At 61.9% G+C, this 19,163-nt stretch carries 22 protein-coding genes and 1 tRNA gene; 7 read left to right on the forward strand and 16 right to left on the reverse strand.

Going from position 1 to position 19,163, the window contains the following annotated elements; translation table 11 throughout:
- Window positions 1–136: 136 nt before the first annotated feature.
- Window positions 137–673, reverse strand: coding sequence for a translation initiation factor IF-3 (infC, locus tag ACSQ2A_RS14675; RefSeq protein WP_295414453.1), 537 nt, complete (start codon window positions 671–673; stop codon window positions 137–139).
- A gap of 165 nt (window positions 674–838) precedes the next feature.
- Here infC and ACSQ2A_RS14680 point away from each other — a divergent pair, with 165 nt between their 5' ends.
- Window positions 839–1,606 carry an alpha/beta hydrolase gene (locus ACSQ2A_RS14680; protein WP_436072850.1) on the forward strand — a complete coding sequence of 256 codons (768 nt, stop codon included), beginning with the start codon at window positions 839–841 and terminating at the stop codon, window positions 1,604–1,606.
- A gap of 60 nt (window positions 1,607–1,666) precedes the next feature.
- Here the strand turns inward: ACSQ2A_RS14680 and ACSQ2A_RS14685 are convergent, their stop codons facing one another.
- From ACSQ2A_RS14685 to ACSQ2A_RS14705, 5 genes are all read right to left on the reverse strand, one after another.
- Window positions 1,667–1,966, reverse strand: a complete 300-nt coding sequence (locus ACSQ2A_RS14685) for a GIY-YIG nuclease family protein (protein WP_436072851.1) — start codon at window positions 1,964–1,966, stop codon at window positions 1,667–1,669.
- A 71-nt stretch (window positions 1,967–2,037) separates the two neighbouring features.
- Window positions 2,038–2,556, reverse strand: coding sequence for a DUF6886 family protein (locus ACSQ2A_RS14690; RefSeq protein ID WP_436072852.1), 519 nt, complete (start codon window positions 2,554–2,556; stop codon window positions 2,038–2,040).
- Window positions 2,553–3,203 carry a GNAT family N-acetyltransferase gene (locus ACSQ2A_RS14695; protein WP_436072853.1) on the reverse strand — a complete coding sequence of 217 codons (651 nt, stop codon included), beginning with the start codon at window positions 3,201–3,203 and terminating at the stop codon, window positions 2,553–2,555. The genes ACSQ2A_RS14690 and ACSQ2A_RS14695 overlap by 4 nt, the downstream gene beginning before the upstream one ends.
- Window positions 3,200–4,069 carry an SDR family oxidoreductase gene (locus ACSQ2A_RS14700; RefSeq protein WP_436072854.1) on the reverse strand — a complete coding sequence of 290 codons (870 nt, stop codon included), beginning with the start codon at window positions 4,067–4,069 and terminating at the stop codon, window positions 3,200–3,202. Before ACSQ2A_RS14700 ends, ACSQ2A_RS14695 begins: the two co-directional genes overlap by 4 nt.
- A 14-nt stretch (window positions 4,070–4,083) precedes the next feature.
- Entirely contained in the window at window positions 4,084–4,761 is a 678-nt protein-coding gene (locus ACSQ2A_RS14705) for a glutathione S-transferase family protein (protein ID WP_295413703.1), read from the reverse strand.
- 113 nt (window positions 4,762–4,874) lie between these two features.
- Between ACSQ2A_RS14705 and ACSQ2A_RS14710 the strand changes: the two genes are divergently transcribed.
- Complete coding sequence (locus ACSQ2A_RS14710; RefSeq protein WP_436072855.1) at window positions 4,875–5,687, forward strand: undecaprenyl-diphosphate phosphatase; 813 nt, start codon at window positions 4,875–4,877, stop codon at window positions 5,685–5,687.
- 191 nt (window positions 5,688–5,878) lie between these two features.
- On the opposite strand, the gene ACSQ2A_RS14715 is transcribed toward ACSQ2A_RS14710, so the two are convergent.
- A complete protein-coding gene (locus ACSQ2A_RS14715) occupies window positions 5,879–6,511 on the reverse strand; it encodes a LolA family protein (protein ID WP_295413697.1) in 633 nt (210 codons plus the stop codon).
- A 97-nt stretch (window positions 6,512–6,608) separates the two neighbouring features.
- Here ACSQ2A_RS14715 and ACSQ2A_RS14720 point away from each other — a divergent pair, with 97 nt between their 5' ends.
- The gene (locus ACSQ2A_RS14720) at window positions 6,609–6,908 is read left to right on the forward strand and encodes a hypothetical protein (RefSeq protein ID WP_436072856.1); all 300 of its coding nucleotides are present in this window, start codon (window positions 6,609–6,611) and stop codon (window positions 6,906–6,908) included.
- A gap of 54 nt (window positions 6,909–6,962) precedes the next feature.
- Here the strand turns inward: ACSQ2A_RS14720 and ACSQ2A_RS14725 are convergent, their stop codons facing one another.
- The 3 genes from ACSQ2A_RS14725 to ACSQ2A_RS14735 all read right to left on the reverse strand — a co-directional run bounded on the left by ACSQ2A_RS14725 (window position 6,963) and on the right by ACSQ2A_RS14735 (window position 11,730).
- Window positions 6,963–9,605, reverse strand: a complete 2,643-nt coding sequence (locus ACSQ2A_RS14725) for a DNA translocase FtsK 4TM domain-containing protein (protein WP_436073220.1) — start codon at window positions 9,603–9,605, stop codon at window positions 6,963–6,965.
- 400 nt (window positions 9,606–10,005) lie between these two features.
- Entirely contained in the window at window positions 10,006–11,370 is a 1,365-nt protein-coding gene (locus ACSQ2A_RS14730; RefSeq protein ID WP_295413693.1) for an ammonium transporter, read from the reverse strand.
- Between the two features lie 21 nt (window positions 11,371–11,391).
- The gene (locus tag ACSQ2A_RS14735) at window positions 11,392–11,730 is read right to left on the reverse strand and encodes a P-II family nitrogen regulator (protein ID WP_295413691.1); all 339 of its coding nucleotides are present in this window, start codon (window positions 11,728–11,730) and stop codon (window positions 11,392–11,394) included.
- Between the two features lie 277 nt (window positions 11,731–12,007).
- On the opposite strand from ACSQ2A_RS14735, the gene ACSQ2A_RS14740 reads away from it, so the two are divergent.
- On the forward strand, window positions 12,008–13,222 hold the full coding sequence (locus ACSQ2A_RS14740) for an FAD-dependent monooxygenase (RefSeq protein WP_436072857.1): 1,215 nt from the start codon (window positions 12,008–12,010) through the stop codon (window positions 13,220–13,222).
- Window positions 13,223–13,238: 16 nt separating this feature from the next.
- Here the strand turns inward: ACSQ2A_RS14740 and ACSQ2A_RS14745 are convergent, their stop codons facing one another.
- The 3 genes from ACSQ2A_RS14745 to ACSQ2A_RS14755 are packed head-to-tail and all read right to left on the reverse strand — an operon-like array spanning window position 13,239 to window position 15,097.
- Window positions 13,239–13,475: a Trm112 family protein gene (locus ACSQ2A_RS14745; protein WP_436072858.1), complete on the reverse strand. Its 237-nt coding sequence runs from the start codon at window positions 13,473–13,475 to the stop codon at window positions 13,239–13,241.
- Window positions 13,475–14,140, reverse strand: coding sequence for an LON peptidase substrate-binding domain-containing protein (locus ACSQ2A_RS14750; protein WP_436072859.1), 666 nt, complete (start codon window positions 14,138–14,140; stop codon window positions 13,475–13,477). The genes ACSQ2A_RS14745 and ACSQ2A_RS14750 overlap by 1 nt, the downstream gene beginning before the upstream one ends.
- Before the next feature lie 12 nt (window positions 14,141–14,152).
- Window positions 14,153–15,097 (reverse strand): tetratricopeptide repeat protein, encoded by a 945-nt coding sequence (locus ACSQ2A_RS14755; RefSeq protein WP_436072860.1) that lies wholly within the window; start codon window positions 15,095–15,097, stop codon window positions 14,153–14,155.
- 194 nt (window positions 15,098–15,291) lie between these two features.
- On the opposite strand from ACSQ2A_RS14755, the gene ACSQ2A_RS14760 reads away from it, so the two are divergent.
- Both ACSQ2A_RS14760 and ACSQ2A_RS14765 read left to right on the forward strand, forming a co-directional pair.
- Window positions 15,292–15,366: transfer RNA gene (locus tag ACSQ2A_RS14760), tRNA-Gly, on the forward strand.
- Between the two features lie 144 nt (window positions 15,367–15,510).
- Complete coding sequence (locus ACSQ2A_RS14765) at window positions 15,511–16,209, forward strand: glutathione S-transferase N-terminal domain-containing protein (RefSeq protein ID WP_295413662.1); 699 nt, start codon at window positions 15,511–15,513, stop codon at window positions 16,207–16,209.
- On the opposite strand, the gene ACSQ2A_RS14770 is transcribed toward ACSQ2A_RS14765, so the two are convergent.
- Entirely contained in the window at window positions 16,206–16,640 is a 435-nt protein-coding gene (locus ACSQ2A_RS14770) for an Rrf2 family transcriptional regulator (RefSeq protein ID WP_436072861.1), read from the reverse strand. The genes ACSQ2A_RS14765 and ACSQ2A_RS14770 overlap by 4 nt on opposite strands.
- Before the next feature lie 53 nt (window positions 16,641–16,693).
- Entirely contained in the window at window positions 16,694–17,881 is a 1,188-nt protein-coding gene (locus tag ACSQ2A_RS14775) for a hypothetical protein (protein WP_295413660.1), read from the reverse strand.
- 142 nt (window positions 17,882–18,023) lie between these two features.
- On the opposite strand from ACSQ2A_RS14775, the gene ACSQ2A_RS14780 reads away from it, so the two are divergent.
- Window positions 18,024–18,470 (forward strand): DUF305 domain-containing protein, encoded by a 447-nt coding sequence (locus ACSQ2A_RS14780; RefSeq protein ID WP_295413658.1) that lies wholly within the window; start codon window positions 18,024–18,026, stop codon window positions 18,468–18,470.
- Window positions 18,471–18,640: 170 nt separating this feature from the next.
- Here ACSQ2A_RS14780 and ACSQ2A_RS14785 read toward each other — a convergent pair whose 3' ends face one another.
- The gene (locus ACSQ2A_RS14785; RefSeq protein ID WP_295413655.1) at window positions 18,641–19,111 is read right to left on the reverse strand and encodes a VOC family protein; all 471 of its coding nucleotides are present in this window, start codon (window positions 19,109–19,111) and stop codon (window positions 18,641–18,643) included.
- Between the last annotated feature and the right edge of the window lie 52 nt (window positions 19,112–19,163).

Genomic DNA, 19,163 nt, shown 5'->3' on the forward strand with positions numbered 1-19,163 from the left:
AGGACACTTCACTTCACGACTGTCCGGCAAGTGCAGAGCCCTCGGTCAAGCCCGAGGGTGACGGCGTCGGTGGGTAGCCAAAAACAAAAAAGGCGGGCCAAAGCCCGCCTTCTTCAATTCCAAAAATGCCGTCGCCTCACTTGGGCGCCAGCACCATGACCATCTGGCGGCCTTCGGAACGGGGCTGGCTTTCCACCTTGGCGATGGTTTCCATCTGTTCCTTGACCTTGACCAGCAGCGACATGCCGATGTCCTGGTGCGCCATTTCGCGGCCACGGAAACGCATCGTCACTTTCACACGGTCGCCTTCGCCCAGGAACCGTTGCACAGCCTTCATCTTGGTTTCGTAGTCATGGGTGTCGATGTTCGGCCGGAGCTGAACTTCCTTGACTTCGATAACCTTCTGCTTCTTGCGGGCCTCGGCTGCCTTTTTCTGGGCAGCATATTTGAAGCGGCCAAGATCAAGCATCTTGGCAACCGGCGGGGCAGAGTTCGCAGCGATCAACACGAGGTCGAGCCCGGCTTCCTGGGCTTCGGCAAGTGCATCGCGCGTTCGAACTATGCCGCGGTTTTCGCCTTCGGCATCGATAAGCTGGACGTCGGGGCTGGTAATGTCCTCATTGGCAAGCGGCCCATCTTTTTGGGGCGCCGTTGGTCTCATTGGACGACGAATGGCAAGCGTTCCTTGTGCTGTTCAAGCGAGGGGGTGAATTCGGGCCTAAAATCGTGTTAGCGGGGTAAGAAGTCAACAGCCGGATATGGTGATTTTCCCGGTGTTGCGCCCGGGGGACGCTTATCCGTTTGCCGGTAAAGATCGCAAACGACCAAAGAGTTCCGCGTGACTTCCCTTCCACGACAGTTCCTTAGCATTGGCGGGGGCGAAAAGCACCGCAATATCGCCTATGTCCAGCGCCCGGGAAAAACGCCCGGACTTTTCTGGCTCAATGGTTTCCGCTCGGTAATGACCGGTCTCAAGGCCAGCGCACTCGACACTTTCGGCGCCGAACAAGGTTTTGAGGTGACGCGATTCGACTATTCCGGTCATGGCGAGTCGGGTGGCGATTTCGACCAGGCGACCATTGCAAGCTGGCTCGAAGAAACCATTGCTGTCTTCGAGCGGACCCACGGCCCTCAGATCGTCGTCGGCTCCTCCATGGGCGGATGGCTCGCTCTACTCCTTGCCCGGCACCTGCTTCAAACCGGCCAGAAGCGCTTGCAAGGTCTCATTCTCATCGCCCCGGCGGTCGACGCCACGCGCGACCTCATCCCCACCCGTTTTACCCCGGAACAGTTCTCCGCCCTTGCCGAACAGGGTTTTGTCGAACGCCTCAGCAAATATGGCGATGGCGACTATCGCTATACCAAGGCGCTGCTCGACGATGGCGAAAACCACCTGCTCTTCGGCCGCGTCATCGAAACCGGCTGCCCCGTCCACATTCTGCAAGGCGGGCAAGACCCCGACGTCCCCCCGGCCCATGCGCAAAAACTGCTGACGCATATCCTCCACGACCCGGTGACGTTTACGCTGATCCCGGATGGTGATCACAGGCTGAGCCGGGAAGAGGATCTGGAGCGCTTGCGCCAGGCAGTGCTGGGGATGATGTGACTCTGTCACCAGCGCCACCCCAACCACGGTGTCATTCCCGCGAAAGCGGGAACCTCCGTTTCACCAGTTCGCTGCAAGCTGGGGATAAAGGTCTGCCCAGTCCGCGTTGCCCGCTTCGATCAGTTCGATCTTCCAGGCTCGCCGCCATTTCTTGAGCCGCTTCTCACGCAGGATGGCTTCATCGATATCCTCGAAAACCTCGAAATGAACGAGATTATGGATGTGGTAGCGACTCGTCTGCCCGCGCACCAGTTCCTCGCGATGCGTGTAGACGCGCCCGACGAGGTCATTGGTAACGCCAATATAGAGCGCGCCGTATTTGCGGCTGGCGAGGATATAGACGAAGTAAGTCTTCCCCATTGCAAACATCCAAACAGAGGTTCCCGCTTTCGCGGGAATGACACCGAGTTTGTGTAAAATATTGCGCTAACCTACCAGCCTGTCATTCCCCTTCGGGGTAGAGCATTCCGCATCCGGATCATCGAGAACACCAGGCTCGATTCCTTCACCGCATCATGCAGCTCCCACAGCGATGGCAGCACTTTCAGCGTCACGCCCTCGGCCGCAATCGCCCCCGGCAGGTCATCAAGCACGTCGACCCCCATGGGTTCTATGGCACCATAGGACACCCAATATCCCGCGCTGTCATCCTGCAGCACGAAGCCATCATTGGGCATGGCATAGCGATGCAGTTTTCCCGCCCGCAGCCGCTCTGCCCAATCCGCCTCGATGGCGATCACCACCGTCTCATCACCGAGAAACCGCTCGACATCCGCGCCAAGGCTCTCCGCCCCCGCGCGAAAACACACCCACGGGCAGTCGCGCGGCAGCAGATAATTGGCGATGCGCTGGTCCGAAATCGCCCAAACCACTGGCTCCGCCGTATAGGCCGAAGGCCGCGGTTCGAACCGGGCAATCCCCGGATCATCGCTGAGATGAAACAGCTTCAACGCGTGACCAGCTTGGTCTTCTGCTGTCCCAGATCGTCAAAGTTATCGGGGCTTAGCCAGCGCTCATATTCAGCCCGCAGAGCCGGCCATTCGCCGTCCACAATCGAGAACCAGGCCGTATCCCGGCTCTCGCCCTTGACGATGCGGTCCTGCCGGAACAGGCCCTCATATTGAAAGCCGAAGCGCGTCGCCGCCGCTTTGGATGGCTCATTGCGATCATTGCACTTCCACTCGAAGCGTCGATAGCCGAGGTCATCGAAGGCGTGCCGGGCAAAGAGAAACAGCGCCTCGGTCGCGAGACGCGAGCGCGCCATGGCCGGGCCCCAATAGACGCCGCCGATCTCGATGGAGGCGTGCTCGGGGAAAATGCGCATCCAGCCCTGCCGCCCCTGCGCCTTGCCCGTGGCCTTGTCCACCACCGCCACGAAGCGGTCGGGGCTCGCATTCATGCGCTCGACAAAACTCTCGGCCTCGGTCAGCGATGTGGGTGCATATTCGAACAGCCAGCGAAACCGCTCCGGCACGCCCTCGCCCTGCGCCGCGGCCAGGAGGTCCGCTGCGTGGCCCTTGTCCAGCGGTTCCAATCGCACATAGTGTCCTTCAAGCACGATCCGCTCGGGAGCCGATTTTGCCGGTTTGACGCTCATCGAAAATCCTTCCAGATGGCATCAAGGCCAGCCTGATAATTGGGGTAGAGCAGCTCGATGCCGAGCGCTGTCTTGATGGCCTTGTTCGAAACGCGCTTGTTGTCGCGATAAAAACTGCGCGCCATGGGCGTCATCTCGGCCGTCTCGAAATCAATTTCGGGTGGTGGCTCGACGCCCATTTTCTGAGCGGCATAGGTGATGAGATCCTGCGGCGGACCCGGCTCGTCATCGGCCAGGTTGAAACTGCCGGCAAGGCGCCGTTCCGCCGCCAGCATGGTGACGCGGGCGATGTCTTCGACATGGATGCGGTTAAAAACCTGCCCCGGTTTTATCACGCGTCGCGCCGTACCATCGGCCAGCTTGTCAAAACTCGACCGCCCCGGGCCATAGATGCCGGCCAATCGCAAGATGCAGAGCGGCACACCGCGCGCCCTGGCATAGGCGATCCACTCTTCCTCGGCGCTGGCGCGAACGCCCGAGCGCAGATTGCGCGGGCTCAGCGGCGCCGATTCGTCGATCCAGGCGCCCCCGAAATCCCCGTAGACCCCAACCGTGGAATAATAGCAGAGCCATTGCAGATCAGGCATGGCATCGAGATCGGCCCGGTGGTGACGCAGCACCACATCGCCCGCTTCGTCGGGCGCGATCGAGACGACGACATGCGTGCAATTCCACAGCGCAGCGCCCACGTTCGGCCCCGGCGCGGTACCATCGAAGACGACCGCCGAAAGGCCCTTTTGCGTTAGCGTATTCGCCTTATCCGTTGTTCTCACCGTTCCCAGTGTGTCAACGAATCCACCGCTCTTTGCGAGCAGTTGCGCACTCGCCTGCGACGAGTAGCCAAGGCCGAAAAAGAATGCGCGCATATTTTATCCCCGGCCTAAAAATCCAGGTCGGCATAGCCCTTGCTCGGCGGCATGGCAACGACGCGATCGTTGAGCAGGGTCCGAAAAGCCGGGCGCGATTTCAGCCGCGAATACCAGTCGCGCGTCTCGGCGGCCTTGGACCAATCGATGTCGCCGAGATAGTCGAGCGTCGACAGATGCGCGGCCAGTGCAAAATCGGCGAGGGTCATTTCATCGCCGGCCAGCCATTTACGGCTCGCCAGCAGCCAGTTGAAATAGAGCATGTGCTCGGCAAGGTTGGCCTTGGCCGCCCGCAAGACCGAGGGTTCGGGCGTCGCGCCCTTGAGGTCGCGCTTGGCGATCTTTTCCTCAACGAGATAGCGCGTCACTTCGTCGTTGAATTTGACCAGCATCCATTCGACCAGTCGCCACATTTCGGCGCGGTCGAGCGGATGGGTCGGCATCAGACCGCCAACAGTTTCAAGGGTATAAATATCTTCCACGACATGGATCGATGCCAGAATGCCGATGATCGGCACCTCGTCGTCGGTGACGAGAATTGGCAGCGTGGCCGCGGGGTTGAGGTCCAGCAGATGCGGTTCACGCAGCCACGGCTTGATCTCCTCCACATCCAGCGGCACGCCATATTCGGCGCACATGAGCCGAATAAGCCGTGAGGCAGGATCAAGAGGATGGTGCACGAGTGTCGGCATGAAGGGGCCCCGGTTGACGCGAAGCTGCCTTGCTTGGTCCCTCGCTTGGCGCAGTGGGCGAACACCGTTAAGAGAGGGGGCAAAACGGCCCAAGAGACGAGTTAGGAGATCAGATGAACGCGGATCAAGGTCTTTTTGTGCCCCTTATTCTGGGAATTCTGGAAGGCCTTACCGAATTCCTACCGGTCAGCTCCACCGGACACCTTTTGTTAGCAGGTCACTTCTTCGGCCTGACCCAGCCGGCAACCTTCGTTGTACTCATCCAGTTGGGTGCAATTCTTGCGATCGTCACCGTCTATTTTGCAAAATTGGGCCTGCTCATCCGCGACGCCCTGACCGGCGAGCGCTACGCTTGGCAATTCGCCCTCTCGGTCTTTCTCGCCTGTTTCCCGGCGGTCTTTGCCGGAGTGCTGCTGCGCGATTTCATCCAGGGCGACCTGTGGGAATCGGCGGCGCTGATCTGCTGGACGTTGCTCATCGGCGGCTTCATCCTGCTGATCGTCGACCGTTTGAAACTTGAGCCAAAGTACGACGATATCTACACTTTTCCCTGGCACCTGGCCCTCATTGTCGGCCTGTTCCAGATGCTGTCGCTGGTCCCCGGCGTTTCGCGTTCAGGCGCGACGGTGGTGGGGGGCATGCTCTTTGGCGCCTCCAAGCGCGCCGCCGCCGAATTCACCTTCTTTGTCGCCCTGCCCATCATGGTCGGCGCCTTCGGCTATGATCTCTACAAGAGCCGCGACCTGATCGACGCTTCCATCGCGCTCAATGTCGCGGTCGGCTTTGCTGCCGCCTTCATCGTCGGCACGATCGTCGTGCGGTACCTGCTCAACTTCGTCTCCCGCTACGGCTTTACCCCCTTCGCCTGGTGGCGCATCGCCGTCGGTATTTTTGGGCTTGTCGGGATTTACTTTTTCGGGCGCTGAGGCCTGACGGCCTCGGCCTCTCTTCAGTCGTCATTGCCGGGCTTGTCCCGGCAATCCACCCGCCACAAGCATCGACCACCGGGACAAGCCCGGTGGTGACGACCAAAGTTAGATCAGGTCGCGCCGACGACTCCGCAAAACAAAAGGGCCGCCCCAACCGGGACGGCCCTTTCTTTCATCGGCCGAACGCCTTATCGCGTCCCCGGCTCGACGCCCTTGTAGGTCGCCGGAATCGAGAAATAGGAGCGCGGGATTTCGACACCCTGTTCCACGTCATAGAGCGAAAAGGTCAGTTCCGAGCCGCTGGGTTCAACCAGGCTCCACTGCGCCAGGTCCTTGGTTTCGACGTCGAAAATCAATGACACCTGCACCGTGCCGGCCACCGTCTCGTCGATGATGGTAATGGCCATATAGCCATCCGAGGTCGTGATATCGATGACATTGGCATTGAGCAGGTTGATCTGGTCGCCCAAAAACTGGCGCAGCGGGATCGTGTCCTGCGGATAGGCGTAATAGGTCTCTTCCTGGCGGTTGAGCACGTAGAAACCGCGGCCGACCGAGACAATCTCTTCGCGGCTCGGCGGATTGTAGCGGAAACGCACCTTGTCGGGACGCTCGAGGAAGAAGGTTCCTTCCGTGCGCCCGCCATTGGTATCGATCTGCAGGAAGCGCCCTACCATGGTGCGGATCGCCGAATTATGCGTGTTGATCTCGGTGATGAGCTGCTGCTCTTCCGGCGTCAGCGTCCGTCCCTGAGCCAGGGCCGGCACGATTGGAGCCAGGACGGCGGCAACACCAAGAAGGAGAGCATGGCGGCGAATCATCGGCGGGATATCCTCGCTGGGTTTTTAGTCTGATAAACTAACCTAGGAAGCAATTGCGGCAAGAGGTGGAAAGTTCCACCCGCCCTGGGGAATGACGATGCGCAAATTGGTGATGTGCTTAACGCTGGCTTTTGCCGCCACTCTACCCGCCCTTGCGGCCCTGCCACCACAATATCAGCGGCAAGCCGAACTGACCGCCGTTCTCAATATTGCGACCGAAGTCCTGGGTATTGGCCAGCTCATCGACGGCATCGAATTGAGCGAGCCGGACGTCTATTCCGTGCGCTCGGGCACATGCACGCTCACCGTGCGCATTGTCGACGCACCGAAAAAGCGCGAGACCGGCTGGGCCGGTCCGCGCGAGTTCGAAGCCGTGCCCGATCCCCTTACCTGCTGAAAACGAAAAACCCCGGACCAAGGCCGGGGTTTTTCAAGCGATACGTAAAACTACTTAGTACCCGTCGGAATTGTTACCGACGAGAATTTCGCGCTTGCCGGCATGGTTGGCCGGGCTGATGACGCCCTCGCGTTCCATGCGCTCGATCAGCGTCGCCGCCTTGTTGTAACCGATGGCAAGGCGCCGCTGCACATAGGAGGTGGAGGCCTTCTTGTCCGTAAGAACGACATGGACGGCCTTGTCATAGAGCTCGTCGCCCGAGCCGGCATAGTCGTCGCCGCCGCTGGAGCCACCTGATTCCATGCCGCCTTCGTCTTCGTCGGCGGTGACGGAATCGAGATAGTCCGGCGCGCCCTGGCTCTTGAGGTGGTTGACCACCGCCTCGACCTCGGCATCCGAAACGAAGGCGCCGTGGAGACGCTTGGTGCGGCCGCCCGAGGCCATGTAGAGCATGTCGCCATTGCCCAGGAGCTGTTCGGCGCCCTGCTCGCCAAGAATGGTGCGCGAGTCGATCTTGCTGGTCACCATGAACGAAATACGGGTCGGGAAGTTGGCCTTGATCGTACCGGTGATGACGTCCACGGAGGGGCGCTGCGTAGCAGTGACGATATGGATGCCGGCGGCACGGGCCATCTGCGCAAGACGCTGGATGGCGCCTTCGATGTCCTTGCCGGCAACCATCATCAGGTCGGCCATTTCGTCAACGATCACAACGATATAGGGCAATGGCTCGAGATCGAACTCTTCGCTCTCATAGATCGCCTCGCCGGTTTCGCGGTCAAAGCCGGTCTGCACCGTACGGGTAATGGTGCGGCCTTCCTTGGCCGCTTCCGAAACGCGCTGATTAAAGCCGTCGATGTTGCGCACACCGATCTTGCTCATCTTGCGATAGCGGTCTTCCATCTCGCGCACGGCCCACTTGAGCGCCACGACGGCCTTCTGCGGATCGGTCACGACCGGGGTGAGCAGATGCGGAATGCCGTCATAGATCGACAGTTCCAGCATCTTTGGATCGATCATGATCATGCGGCACTGCTCGGGCGTCATCTGGTAGAGCAGCGAGAGTATGAAGGTATTGATACCCACCGACTTGCCCGAGCCGGTGGTGCCGGCGATCAGCAAGTGCGGCATACGCGCGAGATCGGCGATGATCGGCTCGCCGCCGATGGTTTTACCCAGGCAGATCGGCAGCTTGCCCTTCATCTTCTCGAAATCGGACGAAGCCAGCATTTCGCGGAAATAGACGGTTTCGCGCGTCTGGTTGGGCAGTTCGATACCAATGGCATTGCGGCCCGGCACCACGGCGACGCGGGCCGAAATAGCCGACATTGAGCGGGCGATATCGTCGGCCAGCGAAATGACGCGGCTCGACTTGATGCCCGGCGCGGGTTCGAGTTCGAACAGGGTCACGACGGGACCGGGGCGGACATTGATGATGTCGCCCTTGACGCCAAAGTCGCCAAGCACCTCTTCGAGACGGCGCGCCATGGCTTCGAGCCGCTCCGGCGAATGTTCCGCCGAGGGACCCGAACGCTTGGGCTCGGCGAGCAGGCTCAGCGCCGGCAGCTCAAAGCCTTGCGGCTCATCGAGTAGGCTCGGCTGCGCTTCGCGGAACACGCGCTGACCCTGGGCCGGGCGCGGCGCGGGCGCTGCGACGCGCGGGGCGGAATGATCGACCGGCTGGAAGCGCGAATCGCCGCGCTGGGTGTGGTTGACCACCGCCGGATGCTGGGCGATCGGCATATCCGGCACGAACGGGATCGAATCGTCTTCAACCTCGTCGGGATAGTCGATCTCGGTCTCGTCATAGGAGGGGCGCGCATTGATGCGTGGCGAGACCGCGGGCTCCGCGTCGAAAGCGGGCTCGACCGGGGCGTGAATGCGGCGCTGCGTCGGGGCCAGAACCGGCTCTTCGGCGGCGCGGTTGCGCGGGGCCACCGAAACGTCGAGATCGGGCTCCTGGCCGTGCTCGCGCCATTCCTCTTCTTCCTCGTGGCGCGCTGCCTGCGCGGCGCGGGCGCGGCGCCAGGCGGTGCGCAGGGAATAGCCCATATGCACCACGGCGCCGAGCGCCACTTCCATCAGCGGATTGGGTTCGCGCTCGTCTTCTTCTTCCACCTGGGCTGCGGACTTGCGCGAGCCCTTGGCCGGCATTGCCGGCACGGAGGTACCAAGACCCATGGCAATCCAGAGGAGGGCCAGAGCGGGCACGGCGATGATGACGGCGAACAGCGCGCCGGTGATCGGCTGCGGCTCGGCGCCGGCAATCATGGCAGCGAGGTTGGTAAAGAGCATGCCGGTGAGGCCACCGAGCCCGGTCGGCAGCGGCCAGGTTTCAGGCGTCGGCAGAAAGGCAAAAACGCCGGTCGAAAGCAGGATGGTGCCGAGCCAGGAGAGCGTGCGCAGCACAACATGGGTCAGCCGGCGCTTTCGCAGCAAGGCCCAGCTCCAAAGTGCCAGCGGCACAATGGCGACAATGCCGCCCAGCCCCAGGAACTGGAAGACGAGATCGGCAATGACGGCGCCCGGAAAGCCCAGCCAGTTTTCGGCAATCTTGCTCGTCGCGTAGGACAGCGAGGGATCATCGACCGACCAGGAGCTCAGCGAGAGCAGCAGGATCGTGACAATGCCCAGAAGCACCATGCCGGCGATTCGAAGCGGAATGCGAATAGCGATGACCGGCGCAGGCTTCGGCATGGAAGCCGTCTTCTGGCGGGCGGCGCCACGTGGTGGCACGGGGCGGACATCGTCGAGCGTCGGAACGGGATGGCTGGGCATGACACGCATTACTGTTCGGGGGACACGACCCATTCGCGGTCCCCGTATCGCCTGCCATGCTAAAGGCGTGTGGTTAATTGGGTGCTAACCCTCTCCCAACCGTGCCGCAGGCAAATTCGCTCCAGTGGGGCGATTTTGGGGGCGAAGACCACGAGCGCGGTGCTCGAATGGCCTGGGCGAGGTGCCAAAACTTTCCCGTGGAGTGCGGCCCACCATTGTGCGTGGGAAGCCTCTGTGGCGGGCCAAGAGGAAGCAGGCCGCACACCGCGAGAAAGTTCTTTGGGGAACAGGTGGCGCCGAAGCGCCACCTGAAAGCTCGTTAGCCGTTGTAGGCGCGTTCGCCGTGGCTCGTGAGATCGAGGCCGTCGCTTTCGCCGGCTTCGCTGACACGGGCACCGCCGAAGATGGCCTTGACGATGAGCATGGCGACGAGGGCCACGACGCCGGACCAGACGATGGCGATGACGACACCGGTGAGCTGGACCATGAACTGGCCGCCGATCGAGTAGGCAGCTGCATCGCCGAGCGGGTAGCCGCCGAGGCCGGGGGCTGCGACGATGGCCGTGCCGAGGGCGCCGACAATGCCACCCACGCCGTGGATGCCGAAGACGTCGAGCGAGTCGTCATACTTGAGGAGCGGCTTGAGGGTCACGACAGCCCAGAGGCAGACGATACCGGCAATGGCACCAAGCACGATGGCGCCACCGATACCGGAGAAGCCAGCGGCCGGGGTGATGGCGACGAGACCGGCAATGGCACCGGAAACCGCGCCGAGAGCCGAAGCATGGCCACGGGTGATCTTTTCACCCAGACCCCAGGCAAGAGCGCCGGCGGCGGGAGCGAGAACCGTGTTGATCAGCGCCACGGCAGTCAGGGCATTGGCTTCGAGGTTCGAACCGGCATTGAAGCCGAACCAGCCGAACCACAGCAGGCCTGCACCGATATAGGTCAGGACGAGGTTATGCGGCGGGATCGGTTCCTTCATGAAGCCGATGCGCGGCCCCAGAACGATGGCGGCAACGAGAGCGGCCACACCGGAATTGATGTGAACCACGGTACCGCCGGCGAAGTCATAGGCCCCCATGCCGAACAGCAGACCCGGACCGGACCAGACCATGTGCGCGATGGGAAGGTAGGAGAAGGTGAACCAGATGGCGAGGAAGGTCAGCAGGGCGCCGAACTTCATGCGCTCGGCAATGCCGCCCACGATCAGGCTCGCGGTGATGCAGGCAAAAGTCAGCTGGAAGGTGACGAAGACCAGCTCGGGCAGTTCGTAGCCGGCCGAGAAGGTTGCCGCGGTCGATTCGAGGGTCACCCCGTTGAGGAAGAATTTCGAGAAGTCGCCGATAAAGGCCGACAGACCGCCTTCAGCCGGGCCGGCAAAGGCGAGCGAGTAGCCATAGGCCACCCACAGAATGGCGATCAGCGAAAAGCCGAGGAACACCTGGGTCAGAACCGACAATATGTTCTTGGCGCGCACGAGGCCGCCGTAAAAGAGCGCCACGCCCGGAACGGTCATGAAAATGACCAGCGTGGTACAAATGAGCATAAAGGCAGTGTCGCCCTTGTCGACGACGGCAGCAGCTTCTTCGACGACGGGCGCAGCCGCGTCCTGGGCAAAGGCTGGCAGCGCCAGCAGGAGGGAGGCAAGCGCAGCGCCTCCAACGAGCTTATCTATCTTCATCTTGTTTTCTCCCGAAGACGCTTAGAGGGCGGACGCGCCGGTTTCACCGGTGCGGATACGGGTGACCGCGAGCAGGTCGAGCACGAAAATCTTGCCGTCGCCGATGCGGCCGGTCTGAGCCGAGTCGCGAATGGCGTTACTCACGGAATCGGCGAGACTGTCGTCGACAGCGATTTCCAGCTTGAGCTTGGGCAGGAAGTGCACGGCATATTCGGTGCCGCGATAGATTTCGGAATGACCCTTTTGGCGCCCGTAACCCTTCACCTCGGTAACGGTCATGCCGTGAACATCGAGCGAGTTGAGCGCCTGCCGGACCTCTTCCAGCCGGGACGGCTTGATGATGGCAACCACCAGTTTCATATGACCCCCTTGGCGCCTTGGGCGCGTGTTGGAACGGGAACATGGAATTCAAGTGCCGTGCCAAACCAAACGGCACGGATTTTCGCCATTTTTACAATGACTTAACCAGAAGCCGAACAGCGGCGACTCGGAATTGGGCAGAGCAGCGCCGCTTTTTTGTGCGGATCACTTCGCTTTTGCCTGTTTTTTGAACACAGCAAATCGGCCCGCGGCATTGGGTGCACTTGCACAGCGCCACGGCCGGCCCGACAATGGAAGAAGAGGCAAGGAGACGGCGATGAGCGCAGCGGGAAAAGATCATTTCGATGTGGCTATCGTCGGCGGCGGGCCGGTGGGCATGACAATGGCGCTGGCGCTGGTCCAGTCCATGCGCGGCATGCGCGTCGCCCTCATCGATCGCCGGCCGCTGAGCGTGCCCAAGGACAATCGCGCCTCGGCCATTGCCGCAGGCGTGCGCCGGGTCTTTGATGCCCTGGGCGTCTGGGCGGAGATGGAGACACAGTCCCAGCCGATCACCGCCATGCGCATTACCGATTCGGGGAGCGGGGACATTGCGCGGCCGCTCTTCCTGCAATTCGACGGCGAAGTCGCGCCCGGCGAGGCCTTTGCCCATATGGTGCCCAATACGGCGAGCCAGGCAGCCCTGCTTGGCGCCATGGGTGACCTCGTTACCGTCATCGCCCCGGCTGAAATCGCCGATTGGTCAGAAGGCCAGCTGACCCTTGCCGATGGCCGCACCATCGTTTCGCCCGTGATCATTGCCGCCGATGGCGCGCAATCGGCCCTGCGACAGCGCGCCGGCATCGCAACGTCAGGCCACGACTATCGCCAGACGGGGCTCGTGGCGACCATTGCGCATGAGCTGCCCCATGACGGGGTCGCCTATGAGCATTTCAGGCCATCCGGCCCCTTTGCGAGCCTGCCGCTCAAGGGCAACCGCTCCTCGCTGGTCTGGACCGAGACGAGCGAAAACGCGAAGTCGTTCCTCGCCATGGACAGTGCCCAGCTGGCTCTCGAGATCGAGGCCGTCATGGGGTCGAGCCTTGGTGCCGTGACGCTCGAAGACAAGCTGATGGGCTTTCCGCTGCGCCTGCAGATCGCCCGCGATTTTGTCGGCCCGCGCCTCGCGCTGGTTGGCGACGCCGCGCATGTGATCCACCCCATCGCCGGCCAGGGTCTTAATCTGGGTTTGAAGGATGTCGCGGCGCTGGCCGAGGTGATCGTCGACGCCATCCGCCTCGGGCTCGACCATGGCAGCGACGACGTTCTCGCCCGCTACCAGGCCTGGCGCCGGCTCGACACGGCCAGCATGGTCATGGTGACCGATGGCATGAACCGGCTTTTTTCCAATGACGTGGCGCCGGTGCGCGCCATCCGAGATTTCGGCCTGGGCCTGGTTGACCGCGCCGGACCACTCAAGGACGCCATGATCCGCGCGGCTTCCGGTGTGTCCCAGAGCGGCCCGAAATTGCTGAGTGGCCTACCGATCTAGGGAAGCGAGGCCTTCTCTAGTCCGCTGCTTTTTTGGAAAGGGCCTGAATTTCTTCGGGTTCGACATTGCGCGCCTCTTCGAGGCTCAGAAGCGGCACACCCTGCACGATGGGAAACGCCAGCCGCGCGGCAATGGAGATCAGCTCCTTGTGGTCGCTGGACAAGGTCAACCGCGTCTTGGTCAATGGACAGACCAGCATTTCCAGCACCTGCCGGTCGACGACGTGGCGAGGATCGACCGGGGGTTCTGTCATCAGTTGAGCGGCACGGCGCCTTTGCCGCCGCCGGCCATTTCATACTCGGTCATGGCAATCAGCGTTTCCGCCCGGTCGTTCAGCGTCTGCGCTTCAAGCAGAACCTGCTTTTCCGCCGGCCCATAGGGCGAGACCATGGCGCAGAAATTGACGAGATCAGCGGTGCCGGTGCGCTCGATCTCTTCCCAATTGAGATCGATACTGGCGAATTCGGCATAATCGCGCATCATTTTCACGAAGCGCGCCCGGTCGACTGCCTCTTCCCCGTCATTGCGGACAAAATCGGCCGCAAAACCCTCGGCAGAAATTTCCGCCAGGCGATAGGGCGTCCCGCGATCGAGATCCTTCTGAATGCGGAACCGCGTCACCCCTTCCAGGATGATGAAATAGCGTCCGTCGCCGCTTTCCTCGAAATGGGTCAACCGGCCGAGACAACCGACCTTGTGCAGAGGCACCTGGCCGACCGGGCTTTCCTCGCTTGCGTCCTCAGGCTGGATCAGGCCGATCAGCCGGTCGGTTGAAAGCGCGAAGTCGACCATTTCGATATAGCGCGGCTCAAAAATATTGAGCGGGCGATGGGAATAGGGCAGCAGCAGCGCCCCGGTCAGTGGAAAGATCGGGACCACGTCCGGCACCTCAAGAGGGCTCGCTGGGCGCTGCGGCATATTTTTAGTCCCTTAGGAGAAGAGTACGGCAGACAGGAGCCGGCGGCCCTTGAGCGTTGCCGGATCCTTGGCGCCCCAGGCCTCGAAGAATTCGAGCAGCTTTTTGCGCGCGCCGTCCTCGTTCCAGGTGCGGTCGCGCTTGAAGATGGCAACGAGGGCCTCGGCCGCCTCGACGCGCTTGCCTTCGGCATTGAGCACCACAGCGAGATCGAATCGGGCCTGGTGATTGTCGGGATCGGCAGCAACAGCCGCTTCCAGCGCCGCCGATTCGGAAAGGCCGGCCGCTTCGTCCTGCAGGCGAATCGTATTGGCCAGGGTCGTATAGGCTTCGCCCTTGCGCTTGTCTTCCGGCACCAGGTCCAGCGTAGCCCGCGCCTGTTCGAATTCGCCAGCCTCGACATAGACGCGGGAAAGGCCGATCAGCGCCAGCTCGTTTTCAGGGGAGTGCTGCAGCACCATGCCAAAGATCTGCGCGGCCTGACCGAGATCGCCTGCGGCAAAGGCCTCTTCGGCCACTTTTAGCGCATCGGCAATCTGGGCTTCGATCGAATCAGCGGGCGGCGCGCCGGCGGGGGCGGCAGCAATGACGCGATCGGCAAATTTGCGCACTTCGCCTTCAGGCATAGCGCCCATAAAACCATCCACCGGACGGCCGCCGGCAAAAGCAAAGACGGCGGGTATCGATTGCACGCCCAATTGCCCGGCAACGCCCGGATGATCGTCGATATTGATCTTCACAAGTTTGATCTTGCCGGCCTTTTCGTTGACCACCTTCTCAAGGGCTGGGGTCAGCTGGCGGCATGGGCCGCACCAGGGCGCCCAGAAATCGACGAGAACCGGAACATCGCGGGAAGCTTCGAGCACGTCGGCACGGAAGCCGGCATCGGAAGATTCGCTGATGAGGCCGACGGGGGCGGCCGGGGCAGCGCCGGCGGCGCCGTTGATGGAAATCGACATAAAGAGCTCTCGCGAATGGGCATTGAGGGAGCAGTCGCGGGCCTTTTTGCGCCCGCCTCACCCCGGTTGCAAGTCCTAGTTCCCACAGGCTTTCAACAAGATGACAGGAAAGCGAAGAACTGGGGTTGCAATCGGTCTGATGATTAGGCATATAGCGCCTCGTTGAAGCGCTTCAAGGCGCAGCGACGTGGAGCGCGGGTGTAGCTCAGGGGTAGAGCATAACCTTGCCAAGGTTAGGGTCGTGGGTTCGAATCCCATCGCCCGCTCCAATTCTCAAGACTTCGGTTTTGAGAAACAAAGGGTCCTTCGGGACCCTTTTTGTTTTTCCGGCATTGATCTCTCGCACCATTGCCGAGGCGCCCGACTCGCGATCTAGCTGGCGCGCCTTGAGCCCAGAGAATGCGAGACCCTTCATGACCGACCTGTCGAGTTTTCCCATCGCCCAGCGCTGGCCTGCGATCCATCCCGATCGCCTGCAGCTCTATTCCTGGCCGACGCCCAATGGGGTGAAGGTGTCGATCATGCTTGAGGAACTGGGCCTGCCCTATGAGGCCCATGCCGTTCATATCGGCCAGAACCAGACCTGGACGCCCGAATTTCTGTCGCTCAACCCGAACGGCAAAATTCCGGCGATCATCGATCCCCACGGCCCCGGCGGCAAACCGCTGGCCCTCTTCGAATCAGGCGCCATTCTGCTCTATCTGGCCGAGAAGACCGGGCGCTTCCTCCCCGCCGACCCGCTCCGCCGCTACGAAACCATCCAGTGGCTCTTCTTCCAGATGGCGGCGATCGGGCCGATGTTCGGCCAGGTCGGCTTCTTCCACAAATTCGCCGGGCGGGAATTTGAGGACAAGCGGCCCCTCGAGCGCTACCGCGTGGAATCGCGGCGGCTGCTCGAAGTGCTGGAAAGGCGCCTCGAAGCGCGCGAATGGATCATGGATGACTATTCCATCGCCGATATCGCGACGCTGGGCTGGGTGCGCAATCTCATCGGCTTTTATGGTGCGCGCGACCTCGTCGCCTTCGACACGCTCAAGCACGTGCCCGCCTGGCTTGAACGCGGCCTGGCGCGCCCCGCGGTGCAACGTGGCCTGACTATCCCGGCGGCCTAAGCCGGTTTGGGCGCAAGGGCAAGGCGCGACGGGCTTGAGGGTGAAACAATATCGGCCAGCGAATAGCGATTGGCCGATGCCAGGAAATCGGCCAGCGCAGTGTTGAGCACGCCGGTCAGCCGGCAATCGGGGGTGTTGACGCAGTGCTCGCCCGCCATGCAGCCGACGAGGGCAAAATCAGGTTCGGAGGCTCTGATGACGTCTCCGACCCGCACCTCTTCAGGCGGTCGTGCCAGCACCAGCCCACCATTGCGGCCGCGACTGGGACTGAGGATGCCTGCACGGGCAAGCCGGCTGGCGACCTTCATCAGGTGGTTGCGGGAAATGCCGTGAAACTCGGAGATCTGCTGGATGGTCACCCGCCGGTCCGGCTCGCTGGCCAGAACCATCAGCAGGCGCAAGGCATAGTCGGTGAACTGGGTCAGGCGCATTCTTGCCTCCCTCGCAAGAAAGCAACCCCGCCGGAGCGGGGTTGCCGGTGATTCTATTGCTGGGGCTGGGCCGAGGGCATGGTCATGCCATGCGGGTTCTCGGCATTGGGCCGGTGCGTCAAGAGTTCACCGCTCGGCGCCACGGGCGGATTGGCCGTGTCGTAGTCGTAGAAGGCGGCGTGGAGACCCCAGTAGCTGCCCGCGATGATCACCATAGCGGCGAGCAGACCCGCCGGCACCGCGGCGATGGCCGGCACGAGGCTCTTCACCCGCGGCCCCGAAGGCATGGGATCGGCGGCGATCAGGAACAGCGTGCCCATGATCAGGGCGTGGCCCACAAGGTCGATGCGTCCGAAGGGATAGACGGCGGCGGTGAAGATGATGATCAGCGCCACAGCCGAGAGCCGGCGGATCAGCGGCGTCCAGAGGAGGCCAAAGCCCATGGTGAACTCGGCGACACCCGCCATCGGGATGAAGGCATCACGCGGCATGCCGAAAGTCAGGAAGGGCCGTTCTTCCACGAGGGGATAGAACCATTCGGCATAGGCGAACTTTTCAAGGCTCGACCACATCAGCGCGATGGCAACGCCCCAGCGCAGCACGGCGAAGCGATGCTGGTACCATTTGCCTTCGGGATTGCTGGCCAGCACCAGATAGCCGGCAACGCCGACGCCCAGAGCCAGATAGTCGAGCAGGTGGAAGAAATCATAGTCCCTGAGGGCAATGACCCAGAGCCCGATAATGCCGGCCGCAGCCAGCGGCATGGTGCGGCGCGAAAACACCAGCAGCGCGATCAGCAATTGCAGCCACGATACCCATTCATTGGGCGTCTGCAGGTCCGGCGTCAGATAAACGCCGCCGACGGCGAAGATGGCAACGAAGAAGCCGCCGATAATGGCGCGCATGAAATCGTCCGAGCGCGTCCAGAGCGGTGCGCTGGCCCAATCGAGCGCCCCGCCAATGGTGGTGCCAAGCTTGCTGCGCTCGACGGCGACCGTCACGGCAAAGAAAGCCAGCACGAGGATGATGCCGAGCCAGAACCAGAAATTGGTCAGCGTGCCGGTGATCGGCGCGGGCGAGGCGCCAACCACATAGGGGGCGAACCATTTTACGTGCGCATAGGCCGGCGTTGCGGCGCCCAGGCTCATCAGCGCGAGAACAGGGGGCAGACCGAGAGCGAGCCAGCGCTTCAGGCCGCGCCCCCCGCGGTCTTCGGCTACGTTTTCGAGATGCGTTGTCACTTTGCACTCCATCGGTTCTGCAACAGCTGCAGTCGATGTCGAGGTAAACATGCATCTGACGCGCATCTTTGATCCTGATCAAACCGTCCAAGATTTTCTGGTCCATAGTCATGGCCGAAACGAAATCGGAGAAGTCTTCGAAATGGACGTCATGAAATGGGGCGCTGCGGGCGTGCTGGCTGTAGCCTTTGTCGGCGCACTCCTTGTGCGGGATCAGCCGGCCGAGGCGGTCGCCGTGCTGCCGCTGCCGCCGGTCTGCGGCGATGACATGGCCGATCACGGCGGCATGTCCATGCAGGAGCATATCGACATGATGGCTGCCCATGCCGATGAGAGCCATGCCGCGCTGTTGCAAACCATGGAGCCGATGCATTCGGACATGATGCGCGGCATGACGGCCGAGGATTTCCAGACTGCCTTCGTGTGCTCGATGATTCCGCACCATCAGGGCGCGGTCGAAATGGCCAAGGTGGCGCAGGAGTTCGCCACCGATCCCTGGATCAAGATGTTCGCCCAGGAGATCATCACCACCCAGCAGGTGGAAATCCGCGAGATGCAGGCCTGGCTCGCAAGACTGCCGGCGAAGTAGGCTATACCGCTTGAGCAGTGGCTCCCCACACCCCCACCCATCCTCCCCCATCAAGGGGGAGGTGCCGCATCGAGTGCTTGGCGAGATGCAGTCAAAACCTCCAGCCCTCCACCTCCCCCTTGATGGAGGAGGCCGGGTGGGGGTGTCGGCAATCACCGAAATTGAAGCGACTATCCCCTCGCCGCCGCTTCGAGCGCCGAGATGTCGAATTTCACCTGCTTGAGCATGGCTTCAGTCACGCGCTTCGACACGGCAGGATCAGGGTCCATCATCAGTTCGCCGAGCTGCCTCGGCGCAATCTGCCAGGAAAGGCCCCAGCGATCGCGCAGCCAGCCGCATTGTTCGGTCGCGCCGCCTTCTTTCAGCGCATCCCAGAGCCGGTCGATCTCGGCCTGGGTGTCGCATTCAACCATAATGGAAAAACTGTGGTTGAACGGGTCAAGCGGGCCGGCATTGATCGCCATATAGCGCTGGTCGCCAATGGTGAAGGCGGCCATGCCGACACTGCCGGCCGGGCCGCTGGGATTATCTGCCGGAATGGCCGAGACCCATTCGATCTTCGAGCCCGGAATCAGCGACGTATAGAACTTGATCGCCGCGTCCATATCCTTCTCGAACCAGAGATGCTGGGTGACCTTCATCTGTTCCTCCTGTTGAACCGCCTCGAGGGCGCCTGCCTTCAAGACGGTTCAA

Origin of the sequence: Devosia sp. LjRoot3 (assembly GCF_964252865.1) — a bacterium.
Classification (GTDB): Bacteria; Pseudomonadota; Alphaproteobacteria; order Rhizobiales; family Devosiaceae; genus Devosia.